The 25643-nt window shown below is 47.8% G+C and carries 12 protein-coding genes; all 12 read left to right on the top strand.

All coding sequences use genetic code 11. The annotated features are described in order from the left end of the window. Window positions 1-507 precede the first annotated feature (507 nt). The 12 genes from BUB16_RS15290 (at window position 508) to BUB16_RS15340 (ending at window position 25329) form a co-directional block, all read left to right on the top strand. On the top strand, window positions 508-3717 hold the full coding sequence (locus BUB16_RS15290; RefSeq protein WP_073066403.1) for a SusC/RagA family TonB-linked outer membrane protein: 3210 nt from the start codon (window positions 508-510) through the stop codon (window positions 3715-3717). Between the two features lie 17 nt (window positions 3718-3734). Next, the gene (locus BUB16_RS15295; RefSeq protein ID WP_073066406.1) at window positions 3735-5522 is read left to right on the top strand and encodes a RagB/SusD family nutrient uptake outer membrane protein; all 1788 of its coding nucleotides are present in this window, start codon (window positions 3735-3737) and stop codon (window positions 5520-5522) included. Between the two features lie 300 nt (window positions 5523-5822). Continuing rightward, window positions 5823-7730, top strand: coding sequence for a heparinase II/III domain-containing protein (locus BUB16_RS15300; protein ID WP_084088343.1), 1908 nt, complete (start codon window positions 5823-5825; stop codon window positions 7728-7730). A gap of 347 nt (window positions 7731-8077) precedes the next feature. Next, window positions 8078-10162: an alginate lyase family protein gene (locus tag BUB16_RS15305; RefSeq protein ID WP_211483203.1), complete on the top strand. Its 2085-nt coding sequence runs from the start codon at window positions 8078-8080 to the stop codon at window positions 10160-10162. A gap of 230 nt (window positions 10163-10392) precedes the next feature. Beyond that, a complete protein-coding gene (locus BUB16_RS15310; RefSeq protein ID WP_073066410.1) occupies window positions 10393-12621 on the top strand; it encodes a polysaccharide lyase family 8 super-sandwich domain-containing protein in 2229 nt (742 codons plus the stop codon). A gap of 502 nt (window positions 12622-13123) precedes the next feature. Beyond that, complete coding sequence (locus BUB16_RS15315; RefSeq protein ID WP_211483204.1) at window positions 13124-16228, top strand: SusC/RagA family TonB-linked outer membrane protein; 3105 nt, start codon at window positions 13124-13126, stop codon at window positions 16226-16228. 36 nt (window positions 16229-16264) lie between these two features. After that, complete coding sequence (locus BUB16_RS15320) at window positions 16265-17923, top strand: SusD/RagB family nutrient-binding outer membrane lipoprotein (RefSeq protein ID WP_084088337.1); 1659 nt, start codon at window positions 16265-16267, stop codon at window positions 17921-17923. Window positions 17924-17929: 6 nt separating this feature from the next. Then, window positions 17930-18109 (top strand): hypothetical protein, encoded by a 180-nt coding sequence (locus tag BUB16_RS21255; protein ID WP_139240334.1) that lies wholly within the window; start codon window positions 17930-17932, stop codon window positions 18107-18109. Window positions 18110-18386: 277 nt separating this feature from the next. Next, a complete protein-coding gene (locus BUB16_RS15325) occupies window positions 18387-18983 on the top strand; it encodes an RNA polymerase sigma factor (protein ID WP_073066416.1) in 597 nt (198 codons plus the stop codon). A 431-nt stretch (window positions 18984-19414) separates the two neighbouring features. Then, on the top strand, window positions 19415-20473 hold the full coding sequence (locus tag BUB16_RS15330) for a FecR family protein (protein WP_073066419.1): 1059 nt from the start codon (window positions 19415-19417) through the stop codon (window positions 20471-20473). A gap of 75 nt (window positions 20474-20548) precedes the next feature. Then, complete coding sequence (locus BUB16_RS15335; protein ID WP_084088338.1) at window positions 20549-23884, top strand: SusC/RagA family TonB-linked outer membrane protein; 3336 nt, start codon at window positions 20549-20551, stop codon at window positions 23882-23884. A gap of 23 nt (window positions 23885-23907) precedes the next feature. Next, window positions 23908-25329 carry a SusD/RagB family nutrient-binding outer membrane lipoprotein gene (locus tag BUB16_RS15340; protein WP_073066422.1) on the top strand — a complete coding sequence of 474 codons (1422 nt, stop codon included), beginning with the start codon at window positions 23908-23910 and terminating at the stop codon, window positions 25327-25329. Window positions 25330-25643 lie beyond the last annotated feature (314 nt).

Below are 25643 nucleotides of genomic sequence, written 5' to 3' on the forward strand. Positions count from 1 at the left end.
TTTGATATGGACCAAAACTGATGGTTTATGAAAACCCGATGCAAAATATTATGCGATGGAGTAAAAAGCGCTGGATAAAAAAAACCTTCCACCATATAACAGGTTTTTGGTGCAAAGTGTGTATCTGTGGTGCGAATACATAAGGCTGCATCGCATCCCCTTCGCATGAGGTACAACAGGCACATACCCTCCCGATAACCTTCAGACATAGGTTTCCATTATTTTATAAGAACCTGGCAGCATGGTATTTCGAAAGGCGTGCAACTTTATTTACTTTTGTAAAAAAATATTTGCTAATAAAATGAATCTTTTTTAGACTGAAAAAGACACGATAAACAAAAGGGATACATCGCAGTAAATCAGAAGGGATACACAGAAGCTTTCCATGTAGTGTTATTAAAACACGTTATGCCCGTCTTATTTTCATTACTGCAACTCTTAATCGGTTAACACGAGACAGTCTTTTTTTAAATTAACCAGTAGCTTTAAAACACAGAGGGTGGTTGTATGGGAAAATCAATTCAAACGTTAACGCTATTCGTAAGTTTTCTGCTCAGTCTTTTTTGGGGTATCGCCGCTCCGCTGCAGGCTCAGGAGGTAAGCGGGACCGTAACGGATGCCACTTCGGGGGAGACTCTGCCCGGGGTAAATGTTATCATTAAAGGTACGAGTACGGGGACTTCCACCAATGCGGAGGGGAATTTCAGCCTGGAGGTCTCCTCCCTGCAGGATACGTTAATGGCCTCTTTCGTGGGGTATCAGACCCAGGAAATACCGATTAACGGGCGCAGTGAAATTGATATCGAACTGGTTTCCGAAGCCATCATGGGTGAGGAGATGGTCGTTGTGGGCTATGGAACGCAGGAGAAGGTGAACCTTACGGGCTCGGTATCGAATGTTACCAGCGAGCGACTGGAAAGCCGCTCCATCGCCAACACGGGAGAGGGACTACAGGGCGTGATTCCCAACCTGAATATAACGGTTCCCAACGGGGATCCCGCGGAAAGTCCGAGCTTTAATATCCGGGGATTCGAATCCATTAACGGCGGATCTCCGCTGATTCTCGTGGATGGCGTGCCCATGGATATCAACCGGATCAATCCCAATGACATTGAGAGTATAAGCGTGCTGAAGGATGCTGCTGCCGCCGCCGTCTACGGGGCAAGGGCAGCCTTCGGGGTGGTGCTGGTGGAAACGAAAAGCGGGCAAAATACGGGTAAAGTGAATGTCTCCCTGAACACCCAGTGGTCGATGGCAAAACCGATCTTTAATATGAATCCGGTCACCAATCCCCATAGGTTTGTTCAGGCCAGGAACGAAGCGAATATCAGGACCAGCGGGGTGCCAAGCTATGACGAAGACTATGTAGAGGGAACCAAGCAGTGGGTGGAGAACCCAACGAAAGAGAATGCCTGGGATGTGGTTGACGGCGAGCTCCGGTTCTATGGTTTCAATAATTATCACGAACGGATGATGACCGACTTTGCGCCGACCCAGCAGCATGACCTGAGTATTTCGGGAGGATCGGAGAATTCGACCTATTACGTCTCGCTGGGTCACTTGAATAAGGATGGCTACCTGAAACCGGGGAATAACGAAAATTTCAAACGCTATAACATACTGGTGCAGGCTGATTTTGATGTTACGGATTGGCTGCGCCTGGAAGAAAAGGTGCAATACAATTCCGAAATTAGTGACAAACCCCATTTTTACAACTGGGATGTGAATATTAATACACTGGCCAGGGTAAATCCCATCATGCCGGTACAGTTCCCGGACCTGGATCATTACCGGGAGCCCGGTGACCGGGAACAATACGAGCAATACATCGGCATGTATTTCGGGGGCACCAACTTCTTCCCGTACCTGCTGAACGGGGGTCGAATGACCTATACGAACAACGATACCTGGCTTACGCAGGGTGTTACCCTGACGCCGCTGGACAACCTGACCATCCGGTCTGATTTCTCCTATAATATTTACAGCCGGGATTTTCGGGACGTGGCGAGCAAGATTGATATTGTCTCTACGGATCTTACGGATCCGAACCCAATAAGTAATGGATTCAGCGGTGATGACTGGATTCGGGAGGACAGCGATTCCAACAAGGGATATGTGTTTAATGTGTATGCAGAGTACGACCTGAATCAGTTTGCGAATCATAATGTAACGGCCATGGTGGGATTCAACCAGGAGTGGACTCAGAACAAATATGTCGGTTCCCAGGCCCGGTCTCTCATAACTCCTGCGATTACGGATCTTAATGCCACCGTGGGTAACCAGCAGACCTTCGGGAGCAGTTCGCATGTAGCGCTGCGGGGTGCTTTTTACCGGCTGAATTATAACTATAAGGAGAAATACCTCATAGAGAGCAACGGTCGCTACGACGGCACCTCGCGGTTCCCCGAAGGGGACCGGTACGGATTCTTCCCGTCGGTGTCGGTAGGCTGGAGGATTTCGAATGAGAGTTTTATGTCCGACACCAGAGGCGTTATTGATAACCTGAAAGTCAGGGCCTCATTCGGCCAGCTGGGGAATCAGATATTGCTCGATGATAATGAAAACCCGATATACTACCCATATATTCCCACGATGGGTATCGGTCAGTCTCCCTATATTATGTCGGACGGGCAGATACCCTATGTATCGGCACCGGGACTGGTGAGCCCGACGCTGACCTGGGAGACGGTCGTTTCGCAAAATATCGGCTTGGATTTCACCATGTTCGACGAGCGGCTGGAGGCGTCATTTGACGTGTATACGCGGGAGACGAAAGACATGCTGATGGATGTGGAGTATCCGAGTATCCTTGGAACCAGCGCGCCTCAGTCAAACGCCGCTGATTTAAAGACCTCCGGCTGGGAACTGGAGGTGACCTGGCGCAATGCGGTCAGCCCTGACTTTAATTACGATATTACCCTGGCTTTGTCCGACTGGACCTCAGAAATAACAAAATATGAAAATCCGTCGGGCGCGCTCTCGGAATATTATGAGGGACAAAAAATCGGGGAAATATGGGGCTATGAAACCGTCGGTATTTTCCAGAACGAATCGGAGGTGGACAATGCCGCCGATCAATCCAATATCGGGTCGAACTGGCGGCCCGGGGACATACAATATGCGGACCTTAACGGGGACGGGGAGATTAGTCCGGGCAGCAATACGCTGGACGACCCCGGGGACCGGAAAGTAATCGGGAACAGTACCCCGAGGGGGAGTTTTGGGATCAACACAGGTATCAGGTATAAAAATTTCAGGCTGACGACCTTCTTCCAGGGCGTCATGAAAAAAGATTACTGGCCCTCATCCGGTAACTGGACCTGGTTCTTTCCGTTTAATGCCGGACATGTGGAAGAATATTTTATCACCGATACGTGGAGCGATGATAACCGGGACGCTTACTTCCCCCATCCCCACATATCAACCAATGACAAGAAGAATGTACAGGTACAGTCCCGCTACCTGCAAAATGCCGGTTATATCAGGCTGAAGAACATACGGCTGAGCTATACGCTGCCCTATGATTTGATGGAGAGATTGGGGATCGCCAACGCCCAAGTCTATTTTACCGGGATGAACCTGTGGGAATACTCTCCCATCCGCGATCCCCTTGATCCCGAGACGCTTCAGGGAGGCATCGGCGGTTACGGTGGAAACGGGGCTATAGAGTACCCTATGCAGCGCATCTTCACCCTCGGCGCACAAATTTCGTTATAATTTAAAAAGGACTTGATATGAAAAATTATAGATTAACATTCAGTGTACTTTTTGTTGCGATTCTTCTGATCAATGGTTGTAAGGACGATTTTCTTACCAGAACGCCGTTGGATGAAGTCAGCAGTGAAACCTATTGGAATACGGAAAATGACTTGAGAGTGTACAATAACAGCCTGTATGACCGCGCACGAAATGATGATGACATCCCTATCCTGCAGGGGCATCACAACGGATTCGGTAGCCATAGATACAGTATCTGGTTCCAGGATGAATTTGCCGACAATATGGCTCCCGTGCATGAGCGACACAGTCGTTTTCAGCAAGTACGGGCCGGCAAGCATAATATACCCTCAGATCCGGAATGGTTCGGCTATAAAGGCTGGGATTTCATCCGGTCCATCAATGTGGGACTTGCAAATTATAATAATGCAGACATCGCCCAGGAGGTGATAGATCAATACGCCGCCGAAGCCCGGCTGTTCCGGGGATGGTTCTATGCCGAAAAGGTGCAAAAATTCGGGGATGTCCCCTGGGTGGATCAACCGTTAAATATTGATTCGGAAGAATTATACGCGTCCCGGACTCCCCGTGAAGAGGCCATGGATAATGTGCTTGCGGATCTGAATTTTGCCACGGAGCATCTTCCGGACGACTGGGGAGACGGAAATGCCCCGGGCAGGCTGAACCGGTGGGCTGCTTTGCTGGTTAAATCGCGGGTGGCTCTGTTCGAGGGAACCTGGCGCAAATATCACGGGGGTTCCAATGCCGATATGTGGCTCCAGGAAGCCGCCGCTGCGGCAAAAGAAGTGATGGATGACGGACCCTATTCATTGTATAATACGGGGGACCCGGAAAATGATTATAATGCCTACCACCGGGTGCTCGACCTCAGCGGGAATCCGGAAGTCATGTACTGGCGAAAATACCAGCTGGGTGTATTTACCAACCACGTACAGTCCTATTTCAGTTATACCGGGGGGGTAACCAAAAGCATGGTTGAGGATTATTTATGTACCGACGGACAGCCTATTACGGTCTCAAACCAGTACCAGGGTGATGAGCAGATAGAAGATGTTTTTGAAAACAGGGACCCGCGGTTGAGGCAAACCGTCCTGCATCCGGATGATGCGGACAAGTACGGGTATCATATGGAGGACGACCGTCCGTATCCCCGGGTTACCGGGATGTCGGGGGGACGTATTTCTTCTACCGGTTACCATATCATCAAGCATTATAATGTGGATGATTTGCTTGGAAAAGCCTATAATACCGCTGAGTCTCCGGCTATCATATTGCGGTATGCCGAGGTTTTGCTGAACTACGCAGAGGCCAGGGCTGAGCTTGGCGAGATTACCCAGCAGGACTTGGATATGAGTATTAATCTCCTGCGCGACCGCGTGGCTATGCCGCACCTGCAGCTGGGCAATGTACCTGTCGACCCGCGATACACCGACGACGGGGTGCCCCCGATCATTGTAGAAATCCGGCGCGAACGGAGAGTTGAACTGTTTATGGAAGGCCACCGCTACAAAGATCTTAAACGGTGGAAACAGGGTAAAAAACTGGAAGAACCTGATCTGGGCATTCGCTGGAATGACGCTGCCGCTGCCCGCTATGAGGGGGCCGATATCAGGACCACCACCGCTGTGGAACCGGCTTCGGGTAATACGTATGAATATATTGATGTGTACGCGGACACAGACTGGGCCGACCCGGTATTTGACGAAAGCAAACACTACCTGTGGCCCCTTCCGCTGAGTGCGCTTTCACAAAATGAAAATCTCGAACAGAACCCCGGCTGGTAGATGCGATAAAAGAGTCTGACTGCAAAATGTCCCGGTCCCGTGGACTTCAAATCTCCAGGCCTGATAAGCCTTAGGTTATAGCATTATCCAACAGGCTTGGTGGGCCGTCTTAAATCAGTCCCGGGAACCAACTATTTCCGGGATTGGTACCCAGCGGCGTCTAAAATCGGGGTAAAGAAACGTGATTGATTTGCAGCTGGGAGACTTTAAGGGGTATTCATTTTCTCGCATATTCATTGGCCCGGGAAATCAAAGGTTTTGTTTAAGAATAACAGCAAATCGAATATAAATATTATCGAGATGAAACTACGAACTGCTTCCGGCTTTTCCTTGCCGCTCACCGTCTTGTTTATACTTTGCTTGTGGGCAGGATCGTGTAATGACGGTTCCGCCCAGCCCCATGCAGTTGACGAGGCCTATCGGCTGGAGAACCCGATGACGCAGGAGTACCTGCAGGCGAACCTGAACCCGGCCACCCCTCGGCTCATCCTGAATGAAGACAGGGAGTCCCTGCTCCGGGAGAAATTGCAGTCCAACCCGGTGGTCGGGAACATGTACCAGGCCCTGAAGCTGAATGCCGGGCAGATCCGTTCCCAGCCCCTGCTGGAGCGGGAGATGGTGGGGCGACGGCTGCTGGGCACCTCCCGGGAGATGCTCTACAGGATGAATGTGCTGGGGATGGTCTACCGGATGGAGGAAGACCCGGCGGTGCTGGAGCGCATCAACGAGGAGCTGCAGTCGGTGATCAGCTTCAGCGACTGGAATCCCTCGCACTTTTTAGACGTGGCCGAGATGTCCCTGGCGGTGGCGCTGGCCATCGATTGGGTGGGCGATGACCTGCCGGCGTCGACCGTTGCGCAGGCCAAAACGGCATTGATCGAAAAGGGGATCAAACCGAGCTATAATGAGGAGGTCACCGGCTGGTGGATTACCGGCGACAACAACTGGAACCAGGTGTGCCACGGGGGGATGATTGCGGCTGCAATCGTCGTTGCCGGGGAGGCGCCCGAGCTGGCGGCCCGAACGATCAGCCGGGCCCTGGATGGCATGCCTCATGCCCTCAAGGAATACGGTCCCGACGGGGTATACCCGGAAGGACCGACCTACTGGGGCTACGGCACCGGCTTTTCAGTGCTGACCGCCTCGATGCTGGAGAGTGCCTTCGGCACCGACTTCGGACTGTCCGGGGTCCCGGGCTTCATGGAAAGCGCCGATTTCCTGCTGCTCAGCACCGCCCCCTCGGGAATGTATTTTAATTTTGCCGACTCCGGGGACCGGCGCAGCGCGAACGGCAACCTGACGCTGGCCTGGTTCGCCGCCCAAACCGGAAATGAGATCTATTTTGAGCGGGAGCGATTCCTGCGGGACCCGCGGGAAATGGGGGAATTGACCCGCCACGCCGGGGCCGGGCTGGTCTGGCTGGCCCAGTTTAACGGGGGAAATGAGAAAGAACTTCCCCGGGCCTGGAAGGGGGAGGGCGCCAATCCCATTGTCATTTTCAGAGGGGGAGTGGATGACCCGCGAGAGTACTTCTTCGGGGGCAAAGGCGGCCGCGGGACCGTCAATCACGGGAATATGGATGCGGGGTCCTTTGTATTTGAGCTGGATGGGGTGCGCTGGGTCGTGGATCCCGGCAACCAAAGCTACCACGCCCTGGAAAAAACGGGATTCAACCTGTGGGGCAGCTGCCAGGAGTGCGAGCGGTGGACGCTGCTGACCAAGAACAATTACGGGCACAGCACGCTGACTGTTAACGAAGCCCTGCATAACGTAGATGGATTTGCCTCGCTCGCCGGTTTTGACGAGGGCGCGACCCCGAGAGCGTCCTTTGAAATGAGTAAGGTGTTCGGGGGACAGCTGGAGGAGGCCCGTCGGACGTTTGTAAAAGAAAATAACCGGTCGCTTTTGATCGAGGACCAGCTGACTCTCGCCGATTCAACGGAGCTGGTGACCTGGCAGCTGATGACCACCGCCGAGGTGGTCCCTACCGGCCGGGGAGCAATTTTGCGGCAGGAGGACAAGGAACTGAACCTTGAGATCCTGTCCCCGGAGGGACTGAAGGTCTCGGTGGTTTCCCTGGATCCGCCTCCGCTGGAGCTTGACCGGCAGATCGATAACCTGAAGCGGGTAGAGATCAGGATACCGGCCTGGTACTTTGATGGGCCGGAAGGGGAGATCCGGGTTCGGCTTTGGGGGGCTTCGCAGTGAAGCAAACAGGACTTTCCAACATTGTTTTTATTGGCGATGCCGGTGTTACCGGATGGTCGAAATACTCACACAGTTGAAATCCATCTATAGATTATTTACTGCAACGGGAACCTCCATCTGACCTTGAAATGGAACAAAATCCGTGGTTTTCAACACTCCTCTCAAAAGTATTGAATACGCTATCAGATCAGCTGGTCTTTCGAAGTTCCGGTGCCGGGCGGCTGATTTTGTGGTCTGACGGATGAGAGTGATCAGAAGCAATACTTGATTCACTAAATTTCACTTCGTTTATGATTAACTACGAGATGCCGTGTAGAAAGCATAATGGAATATGTTTTTTAGTTTTTTTGATCTCCACGGTATGTGGATGGGGGCTGGGAATAGCCCAATCCATTGACGGTGGTAGCGGAACCGCAGAAGCAACGGCTGCTGCGGGGGATTCCATCTCGTGGCAGGAGATGACGTCGGTGGAAGACCTGCATGCTTTATATCCCGGGAGAATACTACTGGTGTTCGATCATCTGGACCTGGAAAGGGAGGGATTGAAGAAGGTAAAGCACGCCTATGAAAGCGGGAATATCCCAAAGGCTGCCAAGGAGTTGCTGGCATACTACGAGAGTTCAACGGCAAAGGAGAGGATGTCCGTGGAAGCGGCGCCGGTTTCGGACAGGACCGTTCCCGCGGCAGATTCCATCGTTAACGACATTATTACGATCCAGGGGGTATCCGACCGGGTCCCCCGCTCGGAAGAGGGACATCTGGAATGGGGACATACCGGTCCCGCCGATGATATGGAGTATGCCTGGCTTCACAACCGGCACAGCACGGTCGGTACGCTGCTGGAAGCCTGGCAGGACAGCGGAAACCCTCGCTATGCCCGCTACATCGATCACTACATCAAGGACTGGATTATCAGCAGCTGGCCTTATCCCGAAGTCAAAAGTTCAACGGCCATGTGGAGGGGGCTCGAAGTGACGGGGAGGGTCAGAAACTGGATGCCGGCCTTCTTTAATTTAATAGATACCGGGTATCTTTCCCCGGCTACGCAGCTGCTTATCCTGAGCAGCTTGCCTGAGCACGCTCATTATCTTCGGAATTTTCATGCGCAGGGAAACTGGCTGACTATGGAAATTTCGGGACTGGCTACTATAGCTGCTTATTGGCCCGAATTCGGGAAGTCATCAGACTGGCTTGCGTATTCCATTGACACGATGGTGGCCAGCATGAAGGAGCAGGTCTACCCCGACGGGGTTCAGGCCGAGCTTACCTCGCATTACCACCAGGTAGCCCTCAGAAACTTTAGCCAGTTTATGGAGATATGTGAGTCAGCCAATATAAGCCTGCCTGATTTTTACCTTGAGACGCTGGTGGACATGTGGCATTATCTGGCTGCGACGATGCGTCCCGACGGACACGGACTTCTCAATAATGATTCGGACCTGGATGATAACCGCGAGCTAATTAAAGAGGCCGCTTCGCGCTACCGGCGCGGAGACTGGGAGTATATCGCTTCAAACGGTCAAATGGGTACAAGGCCCGAGGGGGGACCCTCCTTTCTCTTTCCCTGGGCGGGACACCTGGTCTCCCGGGACGGCTACGAAACGGGGGCTCACTGGTCATTTTTTGATATGGGTCCCTGGGGGATCGGCCATCAGCATAACGACAAGCTGCATCTTTCTATTGCAGCATTCGGACGCGATATGCTGGTGGATGCCGGGAGGTTTGCCTACCGCGGGAGGGTGGCAGAGAGGTTCCGGGACTATGCCAAAAGCAGTGCGAGCCATAACCTCGTTCTCATCGACGGGAAGGGGCAGGGGGCCGGTCCGGAACGGGCGACCGAGCCGATTGCAAACGACAAGGTAAAAATAGCAGGCGACTTTGATTACGCATCTGCATCATTTGGCCGTTTCCCTGAGCTGGATGGGAAAGCAGAGCACCGCCGGTCGCTCTTTTATGTGAGAGGAGCATTCTGGGTCGTCGCAGATCAGATAACAACCGATCGTCCCCGCACCATTGAAACGCTGTGGCACTGGCACCCGGAGATATCAGTTCGGGAAAAGGAACAAGGCGTTGTGTCATCCGACCATCCCCGCGGAAATCTGCAGATAATACCAGTCGGTAAAACCAACGGGAATATAGAACTTATTAAAGGCCGGGATGAACCTGAAGTCCAGGGCTGGTACAGCAGGGAGTACAACAACTATGAACCCGGTACTGCCACGGTCTACCGCAGCCGGGTGGAGTCTGACGATACTTTTATATGGCTCTTGTATCCCTCCAAAGAAGCCGATCCTGAGTTGGAGACCGAGATTCTGTCCCGGGATAGGGAGGGCATTGAAATCAGCGTTTCTGTCCCCGGCCGGGGGAGCTGGGAGATCGTTGTCCCTTTTGCTAACAGCGGAGACGCGAGGCTGGAGAAAATTGTCCCTTGACTGTATGATGTTGTACTATAAGATGAACTGCTACCCCGTATTTTCTCAGGAATATATGGTGTATTGTTGCAAGCCCATGATACAGATAGATTTACTATCGATTATTGAGGCCAAAAGATTATAACAGCGTGTAATATGTTGCAAACGTTTCCCATTTTTCCTTCGTCTTGCCGAAGAACAAATTTACAGGTGAAAAAAATCGAGCTAACAGCATTAAACGGGCTTTAAATATGATAGAGATAACAGGTGCAGGAAAGCAGTCATTATTAGCAGGATTCATACTATCAGTGTTGTATCTTTTCGTTGCTTCACAACCGGTCTTTTCCCAGGGTCCGGCCCGGCAGCAAGCCTCTGATATGGAGCTGCTTAGGGATCGCTTCACCGGTGAGCTTCTGGAACAGCAGATAAATGAAGGGGAGATCCGGGATCTGGTCGCTTCTATCCGGGGGGACGGAAGCTGGCCGGATATCAATTATGAAGATACTTCCAGGACAGCCTTCGAACACAGCCGTCATCTGAGCAATATGGTTGAACTGGGCAGGGCATATAAAAAACCGGGATCGGCTTTTTACGGTGACCCGGAAGTCAGAGAAGCTGTCCATTCTTCTCTTGATTTCTGGCTGAAACATGATTTTATCTGTGAAAACTGGTGGTGGAATCAGATCGGCACCCCGGAGCGGATCGGAAACCTTTTGCTGATCATGGATGAGGAGCTCACCGAAGAACAGAAGCGAAAAGCGGATCCTATCGTCGGACGGGCCAACCTGGAGGCCTGGGGGGCCCGGCCCGGGGGAGATCTTATTAAGATTGCCGGCATCATGGGCAAGCACGGTATATTTAAAAGAGACCGCGAGATGCTTGACGAAGCGCTGGAGGCTATTGCCGGTGAAATTGGTTTTGCCGTTGAAAGGGGAGACAGCACGGATATGCGGGGACTTCAGACCGACTTTAGTTTTCATCACCGCCATGACAGGGTGACTTCCACCTTGACGTACGGACAAGGGTTTGCCGGTTATTTTGTGGACTGGGCGGAGAAGGTGAGCGGCACCTCCTTCCGGTTCCCGGACAGGGCCATCGAGCTTATGGTTGATTTTTACCTCGACGGCATTTGCAAGACGATGGCCTATGGGCGCTATCCCGACCCGGGTGCTAAAAACAGGGGCGTTACCCGGAGGGGAGCGCTCACTCCCTATAGCGCGGAAGTGCCTGAAAAATTGCTGCGGGTGACCTCCTACAGGGGAGACGAGCTGGAAACGATTGCCCGGATCCGCAGGGGGGAGCAGGAGCCCGGGTTGCGGAGCAGCCGCTTTTTCTGGCATACGGAGTATTACAGCCACCAGCGTCCCGATTATTTTGCCTCCGTACGCATGTATTCCTCGCGCAACCACAATATGGAAGTCCCCTATAACGGGGAAGGATTGAAAAACCATCACCTGGGCGATGGCTACACCTTTTTCACCCGAACGGGCGATGAGTATACTCATATTTTTCCGGTGTGGGACTGGCAGAAGATACCGGGGACCACAGTACTCCAGAAACCCTCGCTGCCGGATCCCGGGGAAGTGCAGCAGGCGGGGCTGACAGACTTCGTGGGCGGCGTAACCGACGGACTGTATGGAGCTGCGGCCTTTGACTTTGAGAGTCCCATCGATCCGCTTTCGGCTCGTAAATCCTGGTACTTTTTTGATGAGGAATTTGTCAGCCTGGGCGCAGGTATTACTTCTGATTCGGAATATCCGGTTGCTACGACGCTGAACCAGAGCCTGTTAAGGGGGCAGGTTGTTTCAGGCTCAGGGGATGGCAAGGGTGGTGAGGTACATCGCCGGGGTGCCCATGCTCTGGAGGAAATAAAGTGGGTCCATCATGACAAAACGGCCTATCTCTTTCCGGAGCCGGCGGAAGTGTATCTCGAAAACAGCCGTCGAAGCGGCTTATGGTATGACATTAACAACCAGATTTGGGCGAAGAAGTCAGGCGAGGTGCGTAAAGATGTGTTTACGCTTTGGCTCGATCACGGGATTGCTCCGCGGCAGGCCGGCTATGCGTATATCGTGGTTCCCGGGATCAAAGCCGCTGAGGTGGAAGAGTATAGGAGAAGTTCCGCCATTGATATTTTAGCTAATACCCCCCGGATTCAAGCGGTGCGGCACGGCCGACTTAATATCACCCAAGTGGTATTTTACGAAGCGGGAGAAATCCGAATAGCCGAGGGCGTCAGGCTGTCCGTCGACCACCCCGGCATGGTCATGGTTAAAACCTCCGGAGGCCGCGTTGAAGAGATGACGGTATCTGATCCCGGCCGGCAGCAGGATTCCCTGCGCCTGCAGGTGACAGCCCGGTTCGAAGCCGGGGAAAGTGAGCGGGCCAAAGTAACCTGGAATGAGGAGGAAGGTCATTCGGTGATTGAGATCGAGTTGCCGGACGAGGAGTATGCGGGACAAAGCGTTACCTTAAAATGAGGGGGTATGAGGCTTGGGGCGTCCATGAAATGAAATACGGCTGTTCCCGGCGTCCTGCAGAGGGAAATTTACGGTATGTGCCGCCGATGAAATGCCGCCGGAAAAATTCGGTGGGATGCAAACTCACGTGAATTACGGGCTGATTGATTATGAGTAATTGCAATGCTATGTTGATCGTAAGAATTTTTTTTGCGGAGCATATATAATTCTGGTCCCGGTCGTAGAATGAAAGGGAAGATAGAAGGGGCGGGGGATGGATCTTATTGTATTACGAAATAATTGGGACGAGAAAGATGAGTACGAAATCGAATAATACATGCTGAATGGACAGCCGCAGGATAATCACCTTTTGAATGATTCGTTACCGGATTCAGGGTTGACTTTTTACAATACCATACTTTTATTAATGTTTGTTAAAGGGAAATTAGTATAAGGGCATTTTAATTTTACTTAATAAATTTAGGTAAAATTAAATATATTAACTTAAATAATAAGGGAAAATGTGGAATGGATTATACAAAAAAAACGACTGGCAAGCTTTTCTTTTTTGGTACTGTTTCTCACTTTCGGAGCACATGTGGATCTTCAGGCACAAACCGTTTCCGGGACGGTACTGGATGCTTCTGAAAATGAAGTGATGCCGGGCGTTAATATTACGGTAAAAGGGGACCCCCAGACCGGTACTTCTACAGATAGTGAAGGTGCTTTCAGCCTGGAGGTATCATCCCTGAATGACACATTGGAAGTGTCTTTTATCGGTTTTCAAACGAAAGACGTGCCCATAGGGGGACGAACAACCCTGGAAATTGTGTTGCAACCTCAGGCCATCATGGGTGAAGATGTCGTTGTGACAGCGTTTGGAGTGCAGCGGGAAACAAGGTCCTTGTCATATAGTACGGAGGGCGTGGACACCGAATCACTGACCGAGGCACGGGAACTGAATGTAATGAACTCTCTGCAGGGGAAGGTTGCCGGCTTATCGATAAGTGAAGGAGGCGCCGGAGTGGGTTCGGATTCCCGGGTCGTGTTACGGGGAAATCGTTCTATCAGTGGAAATAATGAGCCTTTGTACGTCGTGGACGGGGTGCCTATCCAGGGAAGTTATAATGAAATCAGTCCCGATAATATTGCGTCCATTAACGTTATGAAAGGCCCGAATGCTGCCGCGCTTTATGGGAGCGACGCCCAGAACGGGGCTATAATTATTGAAACAAAGCGGGGAGCACGGAATCAAATTCAGGTTGGATTGGACAATACCGTTCAGTTTGGTCAGCCTATACACAGTATCTCTGTTCAGAATCAGTATGGACAAGGGGTTTCCGGAAATTACGATCCTTCCTCTGAGGAGTCGTGGGGACCTCCACTGGATGGCCGCATGGTCGATCACTGGTCGCCGGATCCCGAGCTTGCCGGGCAGCAGTATGCGTTTGAACCCCAGCCGGATAATATTACAGACTTTTTTGAGACGGCAATCAATGTTTCAACGAGTATTAATGCCAGTATCGGCTCGGAGAATACAACGACCTCTTTTTCATTTACGAGAACGGATGCATCGGGCATGGTACCCAACAATAGTCTCGGAAGGAATAATGCGGCCTTGAGGGTGAATAGTGATCTGACGGACTGGCTTTCGCTGGATGCCAAAATCGATTATATGAACCAGGATAGAAAAAACCCTTTGAGCACCGGAGATGGCGATAATTTTAATCCCTTCAGGAATATTTACATCCTGCCCCGGAATATTTCCCATGAGCAGTATCAGCAATATGAATATGTCGCCGAGAACGGTATCAATCATCAGCACTTTTGGAATCCCGGTTCAACGACCGGCAAGAATCCGTATTGGACGATGTACCGGCAGTTAAGGCTCCAGGATTCCGAGCGGGTGCTGGGGATGGGATCACTGACCATCAACTTCACGGAGAACTTAAGCTTGCTGACCCGCTCCTCTTTTGACGTCTCCCATAATTCCCAGGAACAGAAGGTCTATTATGATTCATACGGTTCAGCCTTCAGTCAGGGGCAATACGCCGTTAATAAGAACGATTCGAGATTCTTTAATGCCGATTTCTTATTTACCTATGAAAATGATTTAACCGACCAGTGGAATGTCGATCTGAATGTGGGGGGATCCGTGCAAAAGAATATAGGAGAGCAATATGGCTCGCTGTCTGCCAATACGACGCAGCAGTTACTGGTCCCCAACTTCTTTACCCTGAGTAATACCCAGTTTCCCGGGGCGAGTTTTTCCCCTGATGCTCCCACGGAGACCCAGTCGCTGTATTTTTCCGGCCGGGTCGGTTGGAATGACGCGCTCTACCTTGATATTACGGGGCGCAACGACTGGAGCTCAACGCTTCCTGAGGAAAGCAGGTCGTACTTCTACCCGTCGGTAGGCTTGTCTGCGGTAATCTCTGACCTGGCAGATCTGCCGGATGTTGTTTCGTTTGCGAGGGTGAGAGGTTCCTATGCAGAGGTCGGCAACAGTGCTCCGCCCTATATGCTGAGCCGTTCGGCGAATTTTAGTCCCGGGGGACAAAGTGGATTTCTTCAGGTTTCAGGGGTCTTGCCCGCTGAAAACCTTAAGCCGGAGCAAACCGAATCCATTGAGTTTGGTTTGGATCTGCGCCTTTTCGAAGACCGGTTTGGGTTGGATGTTACCTACTATAAAACAAATACCTTTAACCAGTTGTTTACCATTGCACTGCCCACGGGTTCCGGGGCTTCTTCCTTCTTTACGAACGGCGGGGATGTCGAAAACAGGGGGATGGAGATGCTTCTGAATACGACACCTGTTCAAAGCCGTGATTTTAGCTGGGACCTCGACCTGAATTACGCAACCAATGAAAATATAGTCAATGAGATCTCTGACGAACGGCCAAGGGTAGTCGTGGGAGGAGACAGCTATATGCGTGATTTTGTCGTCGAACAGGGCGAAGAGTTCGGTAATATTTATTCCAGAGGTTTTGTGCGGGATGACCAGGGACGGGTTATTGTTGATTCCAACGGACTTCCCGAGATCACCAGTGGACGGACTGTTAAGGTGGCGAATGCCAATCCGGACTGGACCGGTGGACTTACCAACAGTTTTTCCTATAAAAATCTTACGGCCAGTTTTCTGATCGAACACCGGCAGGGAGGAAATGTGGTATCGATGACCAATTCCATCATGTATGGCAGTGGAATAGCCAAAGAAACCGTTAAAGGACGGGATGGCGGGCTGGTCTTCGGGGATAACCTGTTTGCAGGGGAAACAGCCGTGAAAGAAGACGGCACGCCGAATGATATTGAAATAACAGCCCAGAACTTTTGGAGAAATGTAGGGGGACGTAATACTCCGGTGGGGGAAGCTTTTACCCAGGAAGCCACGAATACCCGCCTGAGAGAGGTGACTATAGGATATATGCTTCCCTTATCCGTAATTGAAACGCTGCCGGTATCCAGTATTGAGGTTTCCGTAACGGGTAGAAACTTATTCTTTATCCACCGAAAAGGGGACTGGGATCCGGATATTCTTACCAGTACGGGGACCGCGGCGGTTGGGTATAATGCCTTTACCCGGCCTACCCAGCGAACGTTTGGAGCAAGCCTGTCCATAGATTTTTAAGGAAATTAAGAATTTAATTACAGACGAGGGATTGAAATGACTACAATTAAAATGAGTATTATGAAGATACCGGCCATAGCCCTTCTGATAATCCTTATGGTGGGAGCCGTTTCATGCACGGGCGACTTTACGGAGATGAATACCCCGGATCATGAATTGACAACCGATAATGTGGATATCAACCAGTTGGGGAATGCGCTGGCCCAGGCCCAGTACAGCGGGATGATGACCTGGTACCAGGTTTCGCACAATCTGTATGCCGCAGCCTGGACGCAATATACCACTATATTGCATCCCAGCTTTCCCTCGGCAAACCTGGTGGATGTGGGAGCCTGGTCGGATGCGACGTTTACGGGATTCTATACCAATACCAGCTGGGGCGCGGCAGCCAACCAGCTGAAATTTGTGGAGGACTATACTGCTGAAAATGAGATGACATTGGCCAATGCCGTGGCAAAGCTGTGGAGAGTTCAGCTTTATCATCGTATTACCGATTATTGGGGACCCATTATCTATTCTGAGTTTGGGAATGGCGAAACGAGTGTACCCTATGATGCACAGGAAGATATATACAAGGATTTCTTTACCGTTCTGGATGAGGTGAGAAATGTTCTGGAGCAGCATTCAGGGGAGACCGTCTTTGCCGGTAATGACTTGGTATACAACGGGAATGTGGACCAGTACCTGAGATGGGCGAATTCACTGAGGCTGCGGCTGGCCCTTCGCATCGCCTACGTGGAACCGGGATTGGCCCAGCAGGAAGCCGAAAAAGCCATAGCCGACGGAGTTATTGAGAATAACGACAACAACGCCTTGCTGATGTCTACGGAAAATAACATCAACAAGCTAAGCAGTATCACCTACCATACTGAATTCGGCATGAGTGCTACCATGCAAAGTATTATGGAGGGGTTTGAAGATCCCCGGCTTGAGGAGTACTGGCAGCCCTGCTGCGGACGGCTGCAACAATTTCCCCAGGAAGAAACCCGGTATGTGGGGGCACGAAATGGACTTGAGTCATCCACTCGGAGTTTATCAATGGCTTCAGAGCTATCCTATGTAGATGATAAATGGCTGCCGATTTCCGAAGGCGGGACGAACGAGCCCGACCGCCTGATGGAAGCGGCCGAAGTATATTTTCTGCGCGCAGAAGGCGCATTGCGCGGATGGGATATGGGGGGCACAGCCGAATCGTTATATGATCAGGGGATCCGGGCTTCCCTTAACGAGCGGACAGAAGCCACCGCAACCGAGATCGACAACTATATCAACAGTTCTAATACACCCATTGCTCCTACCGACAAGAATGGAGATCCCGATCAGTATAATAGTCCACCGGTCAGTGATATCCCCGTGGACTTCGATACGGGCGGGTCGTTCGAGCGGAAACTGGAGCAAATCATCACCCAGAAATGGCTGGCACTCTATCCCATGAATGACTGGGAAGCCTGGACGGAGCGCAGGAGGACGGGCTATCCCCGTGGGTACGCCGTAAGGGAATCCCAAAACACGGATGTTTCCGAGACCGAGTTAGTCAGGCGACTGATGTTTGTCCCCGCCGAGTACTCTAACAATCAGGAGGCCACAGAAAATGCCGTAGGACTGCTGGACGGTCCGGACAATAATGCCACGAGAGTTTGGTGGGATGCCAAGCCCCTGGCTGATTACCCGGTCCCGACCGATCCGCCTAATTAATGTGGTATGGATTGCCAAGCTACCTTTACTACAAAAGGTGGCTGGTGGGTTTATGGAGATTTACAAGAGTTTATAGAGGATACTTCTGGGGGATTTGTTATAATATCTATAATGATGATTGGCAGTAAAAAAAACCAATCCAGCTTAAATATCCCTAATTCTTTATGGGTCTTTTTGGATTTATGAAAAAAAGTAGAAGGAATTCTTGCTAGTTGGATTACTTTACCATTTAATTAAAATAACACGAGAGACGCTTTTGACATGAATAGTTGAGAGTATTTTTGTCAATACTTGAGTCAAATTTGAGCTTATTTATCCTACAATTTTTAGTCTTCTGCGTGGTAAATGTTGAAAATAAGTAATACAAATATTATCGCTATATGAAAGACTTTAAAAAATATTTGCATTTCATTTCGATTTGGTTAATGTTATAAAAAACGGGGTAAAGTCTGATTAAATATGTATGCGAAAAAATTTTAACCAAGAAGAAAAATACAACGAAGACAGGGAATTATGGCAGGCACTTCGAAAGGGGGAGAAGCGTGCTGTATCTGAGTTATTTGGAAAATATTACCAAAGATTATATAACTATGGCATGCGACTAACCTCTGCCCGGAACGAGTTGGTTCGTGATTCCATACAGGTGCTTTTCTTTAAACTATGGAAGTACCGGCAATCGCTGGATCAGGCGGAATCCGTAAAAGCTTACCTTTTATCTTCGCTCCGGAGAATTTTACTGCAGAAACTACGCCAGGAGAAGACACGATCGGAACGCAATTATGCATTTATCGAGATCCAGTTCGATGCCGTCCCGAATATTGAGGAGAAAATTATCGGACTTGAACATAGCGAACAGCTGGATAAACGAATAAAAAAGGCTTGCCGGGAATTATCCTCCCGTCAGAAGGAGATCCTTTTACTGCGGTATGATCACGGACTTTCGAACCGGGAAATATCCGAGGTATTGGAGATCAACTACCAAACCGTCAGGAATCACCTGACCCGGGCACTCCGCAATATTCGGGAGGAATTGGGAGTGGATATTGCACTTGATCAATAGAGTTTTCTGTATTCCCTTTCTACATTAATCCGCCTGAGTAGCTTTACTGCACTTCACTTTTTAGGGCATATGTGCTGGTGTGCAGTAGTCTATAGTCTATCTCGCTATAGCTTAGAAAAGCCGCGGCAGAACGTTGCTTTGGTCCAATCTCTTCTTTATCGGGTTTTTAATATTCTTCCCTATGCTGCCTTTTGTAGCCCCCTGGGTCTGGCGTAAACGAAATATCCTTGCGTTCGAAAACTATTTTGTAGCCATTTGGATAGTCGTATTCTCATCTTTAACCAGGGAGGGGTCAGAATAAAACTCCTCTCATATGACGCTCATTTCTAATTTTTTAAGAAAAAAACTGGTACACCCGTGGTTCGGTCAAGTCTATAGAGGTGAAGGTGGAAGAAAATTAAAACGGAAAGATAACTTACAAATAAGAAATAGTGGATCAGTATTCAAATATCGAGGATTTACTTGCTGATGATTCGTTTATCCGCTGGATATCCCACTCAGCGACCGAGAAAGAGCGGGCGCATTGGGAGCAGTGGATGGCCGAAGACCCTGCCCGCGAGGTGATGGTCCGGGAAGCCCAAAAACTGCACCAGTCCATTCATTATGACCCGTTTGACACGCCTGACTTTAAAAACGAGCTGGCTGAACTGGAGGAAACCATCAGCCAATATGAGACTAACCGGGTACCAACCGAGCGATTCTCCCATAGTAAAAGCAATTATGTCCATTATTGGATGCGGGTGGCTGCGGTCCTTTTGCTGACCATTGTAACAGGCTGGGGTATATATGTCGGGCTTCCGCAATCAGACCCTGATAAAAAGGAAGTTAAAATCGAATGGGCGGTTAGCGAGACAGAATTCGGGGAAAAACGGGCCCTGCAGCTAACGGATGGTTCAAAGATTATTTTAAATGCTGATTCCCGGCTGAGGTATCCGCAACGCCACACCGGTAAAGAGCTCCAGGTATGGTTAGAGGGGGAAGCTTATTTTGATATTGTACACAAAACCGGAGCAGATCGCCGTCAATTTACGGTGCATACCAGGGATGGGGATGTCCGGGTTCTGGGTACGAAATTCAATGTCAACACACGTAAAAACCAGACGGAAGTGGTGCTGGAAGAAGGAAAGGTGAAAATTGAAAAGCCCGACTCCAGCCGCTCTTCCTCCATTTCGCATGTCATGACGCCGGGGGAAATGGTCCGGTTCGACAGTCAACAAAACCGGATTGACGTACAAGCCATAAACCCTGAACTCTACACGTCGTGGACCGAGGACCGATTGGTGTTTGAAGAGACCCCACTGCATGAGATTGCCTATGACTTAGAAACGATATATGGACTGGAGGTGCGGATTGCTTCGTCTGAGCTCGGAGAGATGCTGGTTTCAGGTACCGTATCAAATGATAATTTGCCCGTGCTGCTGTCTTCGTTATCCCGCTTGCTTGAAGTCGATATCGATCGACGCGAACAGCTGATACTCATTACGGATTAAGGAATAGCTATAAAGTTTTTCACAAAATTCAAAGGGATTAAATAAAATGAAAAATATGTGGAGGGAATACTGATTATGAAAAACAATACGATAGGAATCATCCTGTTAATGATCTGTTTTGTACCCGTTTCGCTTATGGGCGGACAGATCAAAAAAGATCTGGCACAGAACAACTTGCAAATGCTTGTTGACGGAGACAAAATGCAGGTTCCGTTGGAAGAATCTTTGGACAAGATTGAAGAAAAATTTGACGTAAATATCCTTTTTCGTCCCCACCAGGTGCGCGGTAAATATGTTTCCAAACGGAATGCTTTTTCCGATAGTTTGGCTTTGGAATTGGAAGCGTTGCTTGGGCCGCTTAATATGACTTTTGAACGGGTGAATTCGAAGAATTTTATTATCTACGATAAAATTGAGCCGGTTTTGGAAGAGGCTGTTCAGGAGGTAGTCACCGGAGAAATTACGGATGCGGAGTCAGGGGAAACCCTGCCGGGTGTGAATGTATTAGTCAAAGGAACAAAAGCCGGCACTTCGACGGACAGTGATGGTACGTTTGAGCTAACCGTAGAATCCCTGCAGGATACGTTGGTGTTTTCTTTTGTGGGATATCAGACTCAAGAGGTTCCTATTGATGGACAAGTAAAAATTGATATTACCATGGAACCTCAGGCGGTTACAGGTGAAGAGGTCGTTGTCACAGCTTTTGGAATTGAAAGAGAGAGGCGTCAGATTGAATACTCAACCCAGGCAGTTGATGGTGAAGATATTGAGTCAGTTGGAAATAGTAATGTTGTAAATAGTTTACAGGGTAAGGTTTCTGGACTCAATGTCAAACTAACTTCTGGTGAACCTGGGGCTTCTCACAGAATTACAATAAGGAGTAGTAATTCTTTATTAGGAGATAATGAGCCTCTATATATAGTTGATGGGGTACCAGTAACAGGTGGTACTAGAATCACAGATTTAAATCCAAGTGATATAAAATCTGTAAATGTATTAAAAGGTCCAGGAGGCGCAGCACTTTATGGGCTAAGGGCCTCACAGGGGGTTATTGTAATAGAGACTAAAAAAGGAAATGGTACACAAGAACCATCTATAACTTTCAAAATGAATCACAATTTTGATAGAATTTCTAAAATGCCAGAAGTCCAGAAAACGTATATGCAGGGGTCTGGTGGTGAATTTGATCCTTATTCCTCTATAGCTTGGGGACCTAGAATAAGCGATATGGGTACTTATATAAATCAATTGGGTGAAGAAGAAGTTGCAGCAGCCTATGATAATCCTCGAGATTTTTTTCAAACTGGAGGTACCCAAAACTTGAATCTCTCATTTTCTGATGGATTTGGAAAAGGTAATTATATAATTAGTGTAGGACGTACGGCGCAAAATGGAATTATCCCATCATCTGGAATGGAGCGCAATGATATTAGAGTAGCAGGATCGTATGATTTATTCGATAATTTTAATATTAGTCCTTCATTAAAATATATCCGAAATCACACATATGGAGTACCAAGAGGCCCAAGCTCTGATTACTGGGGTCCTATTAATGCACCTTCTTCATATAATTTAAAAGACAAACCCATTCATGAGCCTGGAAATCCTTATAAACAAATAAATTTTAGAGGACAACATGATAACATTTACTGGATGATTGAAAATAATAGTAAAAGCAATAGGACTGCAAGAGTATTAGGAAATTTAAATCTTAGTTATTCTCCTATAGACTGGTTAAATATAAATTATATATTCGGGATAGATAATTATGTAAATAATAATAAAACAATATTTGAAAAGGGATCGGGGCCAGGAAGAACGGATCCACCAAGTGGTGGACAGGTAATTAATTCTATTGGAGAAAGAAGAGAGATAAATTCGAATTTTCATATAAATATAAATAAAGATTTATCTCAAGATCTAAACTTATCCTTAATGTTTGGGAATGAGATTTATGATATGCGTGAGAATGGATCAAGTGTAAATGGTACTACTCTTGAGATAGGGGGGTTTCACAATATTTCCAATACGACAGAACAAACAACAAATGAATATGAAAACCAACAACGTATAGTTGGTTTTTTTGGAGAATTAGTCTTCTCTTGGAAGGATGCATTTTATTTAAATGCTACCGGAAGAAATGACATTGTCTCTAATATGCCAAGTGGCAATCGATCGTTTTTTTACCCATCGTTGGGAACAAGTATTGTTTTCACGGATATTTTATCAATATCTGAAGAAATTCTCACGTATGGAAAATTGAGGGCAAGCATTGCAGAAGTTGGACAGCCAGGCCCATTACATGCAACCGAAATTGTGCTTAATTCAGGAGGAGCTGTTGGGGGATTTACTTGGCCTTATGCAGGTTATAATGCATTTACTCAATCTAGTGCAATCAATTCATCAAATTTAGAAACTGAGAATACTCAAACTTTTGAAATAGGAACAGAGTTGCGTTTTCTGAATAACCGGATAGGACTTGATTATACTTACTATGTATCAAATACAGATGGTCAAATTTATCGCGTACCGATTCCCCTTTCTACCGGCTTTAGTTCTGAATTAAGGAATGCCGGAAAAATTAATTCTAAAGGACATGAAATAACCCTGAACTTAAAACCTATTCAGTCAAGTGATTTTTTATGGGATTTTACTACCAACTTCTCAACATTTAGCAATAAAGTTGTGAGTTTAGCAGAAGGGATTAATCAATTAGAGCTGGGGAGTAGTTGGAGGTCAGTTATTGTTGCCGAAACCGGGAAGGAGTTTCCTCAATTACGAGGCACAGCTTTTGCCAGAGATCCTGATAGTGGTGAGATAGTTGTGGACAATGACACAGGAATTCCTCTGAGAACACCTGAGCAAGTTTTATTGGGTAGCATTAATCCTGATTTTGAGATGAGTTTTATATCTGACTTTACCTATAAAGATATTACATTCTCAGCACAGGTCGATTGGAGATATGGAGGATTACTGAACTCCACTTATAATCGTTTAACGAGACTTTATGGTACATTAGTAACTACTGTGGACAGGGAGTCTGATTACACAATACCAGGCATGAAAGGGTATTATGAAGGAGGCGAATTAATGGTAGAAGGAGAGAATGATATAGTCATACAAAAGGATCAAAGTTATCATACAGCCTTATTTAATATTGATGAAGCCGATGTATATGAAGCCACTTTTGTAAAATTAAGGGAGATTAAATTGTCATACCAATTAAAAAATGAGTGGCTTCAAAATTTCTCAGTAGAATCTGCATCTATTTATATAATGGGAAGAAATATCTGGCAAAGTGATAAAGTGCCACAGTTTGATCCCGAAATGTATAACGCAACAGAAGGTTCAGAATATTTGGCATATCCCCAAATTAAAAGTGCAGGAGTGGGAGTAAGTATTAATTTCTAATATGAATAATAGGTTTTGTTGCCATGAAATTTACTAAACAAAAGTATTCAGTACTATTATTTGCCTTTACATTTGTTTTGCTCGTATCCTGTGATGATGAAATAATGGATAATATAAATGAGAATAAAAATTCCCCTACAGAAGCATCAATATCATTGTTTCTTCCACAGGCAACAATGAGCACTATCCACGGTGTTGCCGGTGACGGGGCAGGTGAATATGCATCTTTCTTTGTTGAGCATGCAACAAATGTACACTTAAATGATAGAGAACCTTTTAATATAAACTCTACTGTTTGGAGCAGAGTATATAGCACTTTGAATGATCTTGATTATATCATAAAAAGAGGGGCAGATGGTGGAATTGAAGAAGGACACTATGTTGAAGTGGGTATTGCAAAGATTTTGTACGCCTATACGCTTAGTATTGGTACTGATCTTTTTGGCGAAATACCTCATTCCGAGGCTTTGGAAGGAAGTGAAAATAGATCACCAGGTTTCGATAGTCAGCAGGAAATCTATACCTTTCTGCAAAATTATCTTGATGAGGCAATTACCGATTTGGACAGAGGTACCCTTGGCAATCCCAGCAATACCGATTTGATTTTTGGGGGAAATACGGAAATGTGGAAGAAAACGGCCTATGCTCTGAAAGCTCGTTTATATAATCGTTTGAGTAATATAAACCCACAATTATCTGCAGAAGATGCTTTGAATGCACTGGATAACGCTTTTGCCTCTGAGGATGAAAATCTCATATTTGATGGTTATCTCTCAGGAACAACAAACGATAATCCATGGGCGGGATGGCAGAAGACTGAGCAGACATATGCCATAAGTGAAACCATCCTTGAAGTTATGAATGATTTCACTGTTTCTGGATTTAGAGATCCCAGAGCAGAATTATGGTTTACTCAGATTGGTGATGAATACATAGGCGCCCCTCCCAGGCAAGCTGAAACCGATTTGACCCATTCTATGTATTCTGCACCCTCAGAAGAAAATGTCTTATATGATGAAGCCCCTCAGCCGATGCTCACTTATGATGAAATGAAGTTCATTGAAGCAGAAGCTCAATTACGGCTGGGTAATAGATTTGAAGCTAATAAAGCATATGAGGAGGCAGTTAGAGTGGCATGCAGAAGGGCTGGTGTTTCAGAGGAAGATATAAATGCCTATATAAGTCAAGGCGAAGTTTTTCCCGGGGCAAATAATTTAGAACTGAATCATATCATTCGTCAAAAGTATATTTCTTTTTGGATGTTTCAATCTATCGAAGCATACAATGATGTGAGAAGAACAGGTATTATCGAAATGAACGCTCCCCAAGGTTTGCCTCTCAGGCTTGCTTATCCGCCTTCTGAAGTGAACAGGAATCCGAATACTCCTTCAGAAATAGATGACAATACTATATATGAAATCCCGGTTTGGTGGGCTGAATCTTAATTTTTTAATAAGCATCTTTTTTTTGTGATAAGGATAGCCAAAGCTCCAAAGCTATAAAAATGCTTTAGATCAGTATGGTGATAAGGTTGGCATAGGATATCGTTTAGTTCATATATCAGATCTCTTTTCTGAGTACCAATTAATAACATTGTAAGATAACAAACACGTAGTGGAATATAATATCCCGGTTTCCTTTATATAAGGTATTCTTATGATAAGCAAAGAGAATCTATATCTGACAAATACTTTAGGTTAAAAGGAACTATAGAAAGTGGATGAAAACCTTTCAATATCAGATGGAGATCCTGAAGAAA

Origin of the sequence: Fodinibius roseus, assembly GCF_900129315.1 — a bacterium.
In the GTDB taxonomy this organism is placed as follows: Bacteria; Bacteroidota; Rhodothermia; order Balneolales; family Balneolaceae; genus Fodinibius; species Fodinibius roseus.

Coding starts and splice junctions, on each gene's coding strand:
- BUB16_RS15335 (WP_084088338.1), top strand. CDS start 20,549: ATGAAAAACAATACGATAGGAATCATCCTGTTAATGATCTGTTTTGTA.
- BUB16_RS15290 (WP_073066403.1), top strand. CDS start 508: ATGGGAAAATCAATTCAAACGTTAACGCTATTCGTAAGTTTTCTGCTC.
- BUB16_RS15295 (WP_073066406.1), top strand. CDS start 3,735: ATGAAAAATTATAGATTAACATTCAGTGTACTTTTTGTTGCGATTCTT.
- BUB16_RS15300 (WP_084088343.1), top strand. CDS start 5,823: ATGAAACTACGAACTGCTTCCGGCTTTTCCTTGCCGCTCACCGTCTTG.
- BUB16_RS15325 (WP_073066416.1), top strand. CDS start 18,387: ATGCGAAAAAATTTTAACCAAGAAGAAAAATACAACGAAGACAGGGAA.
- BUB16_RS15310 (WP_073066410.1), top strand. CDS start 10,393: ATGATAGAGATAACAGGTGCAGGAAAGCAGTCATTATTAGCAGGATTC.
- BUB16_RS15340 (WP_073066422.1), top strand. CDS start 23,908: ATGAAATTTACTAAACAAAAGTATTCAGTACTATTATTTGCCTTTACA.
- BUB16_RS15320 (WP_084088337.1), top strand. CDS start 16,265: ATGACTACAATTAAAATGAGTATTATGAAGATACCGGCCATAGCCCTT.
- BUB16_RS21255 (WP_139240334.1), top strand. CDS start 17,930: ATGGATTGCCAAGCTACCTTTACTACAAAAGGTGGCTGGTGGGTTTAT.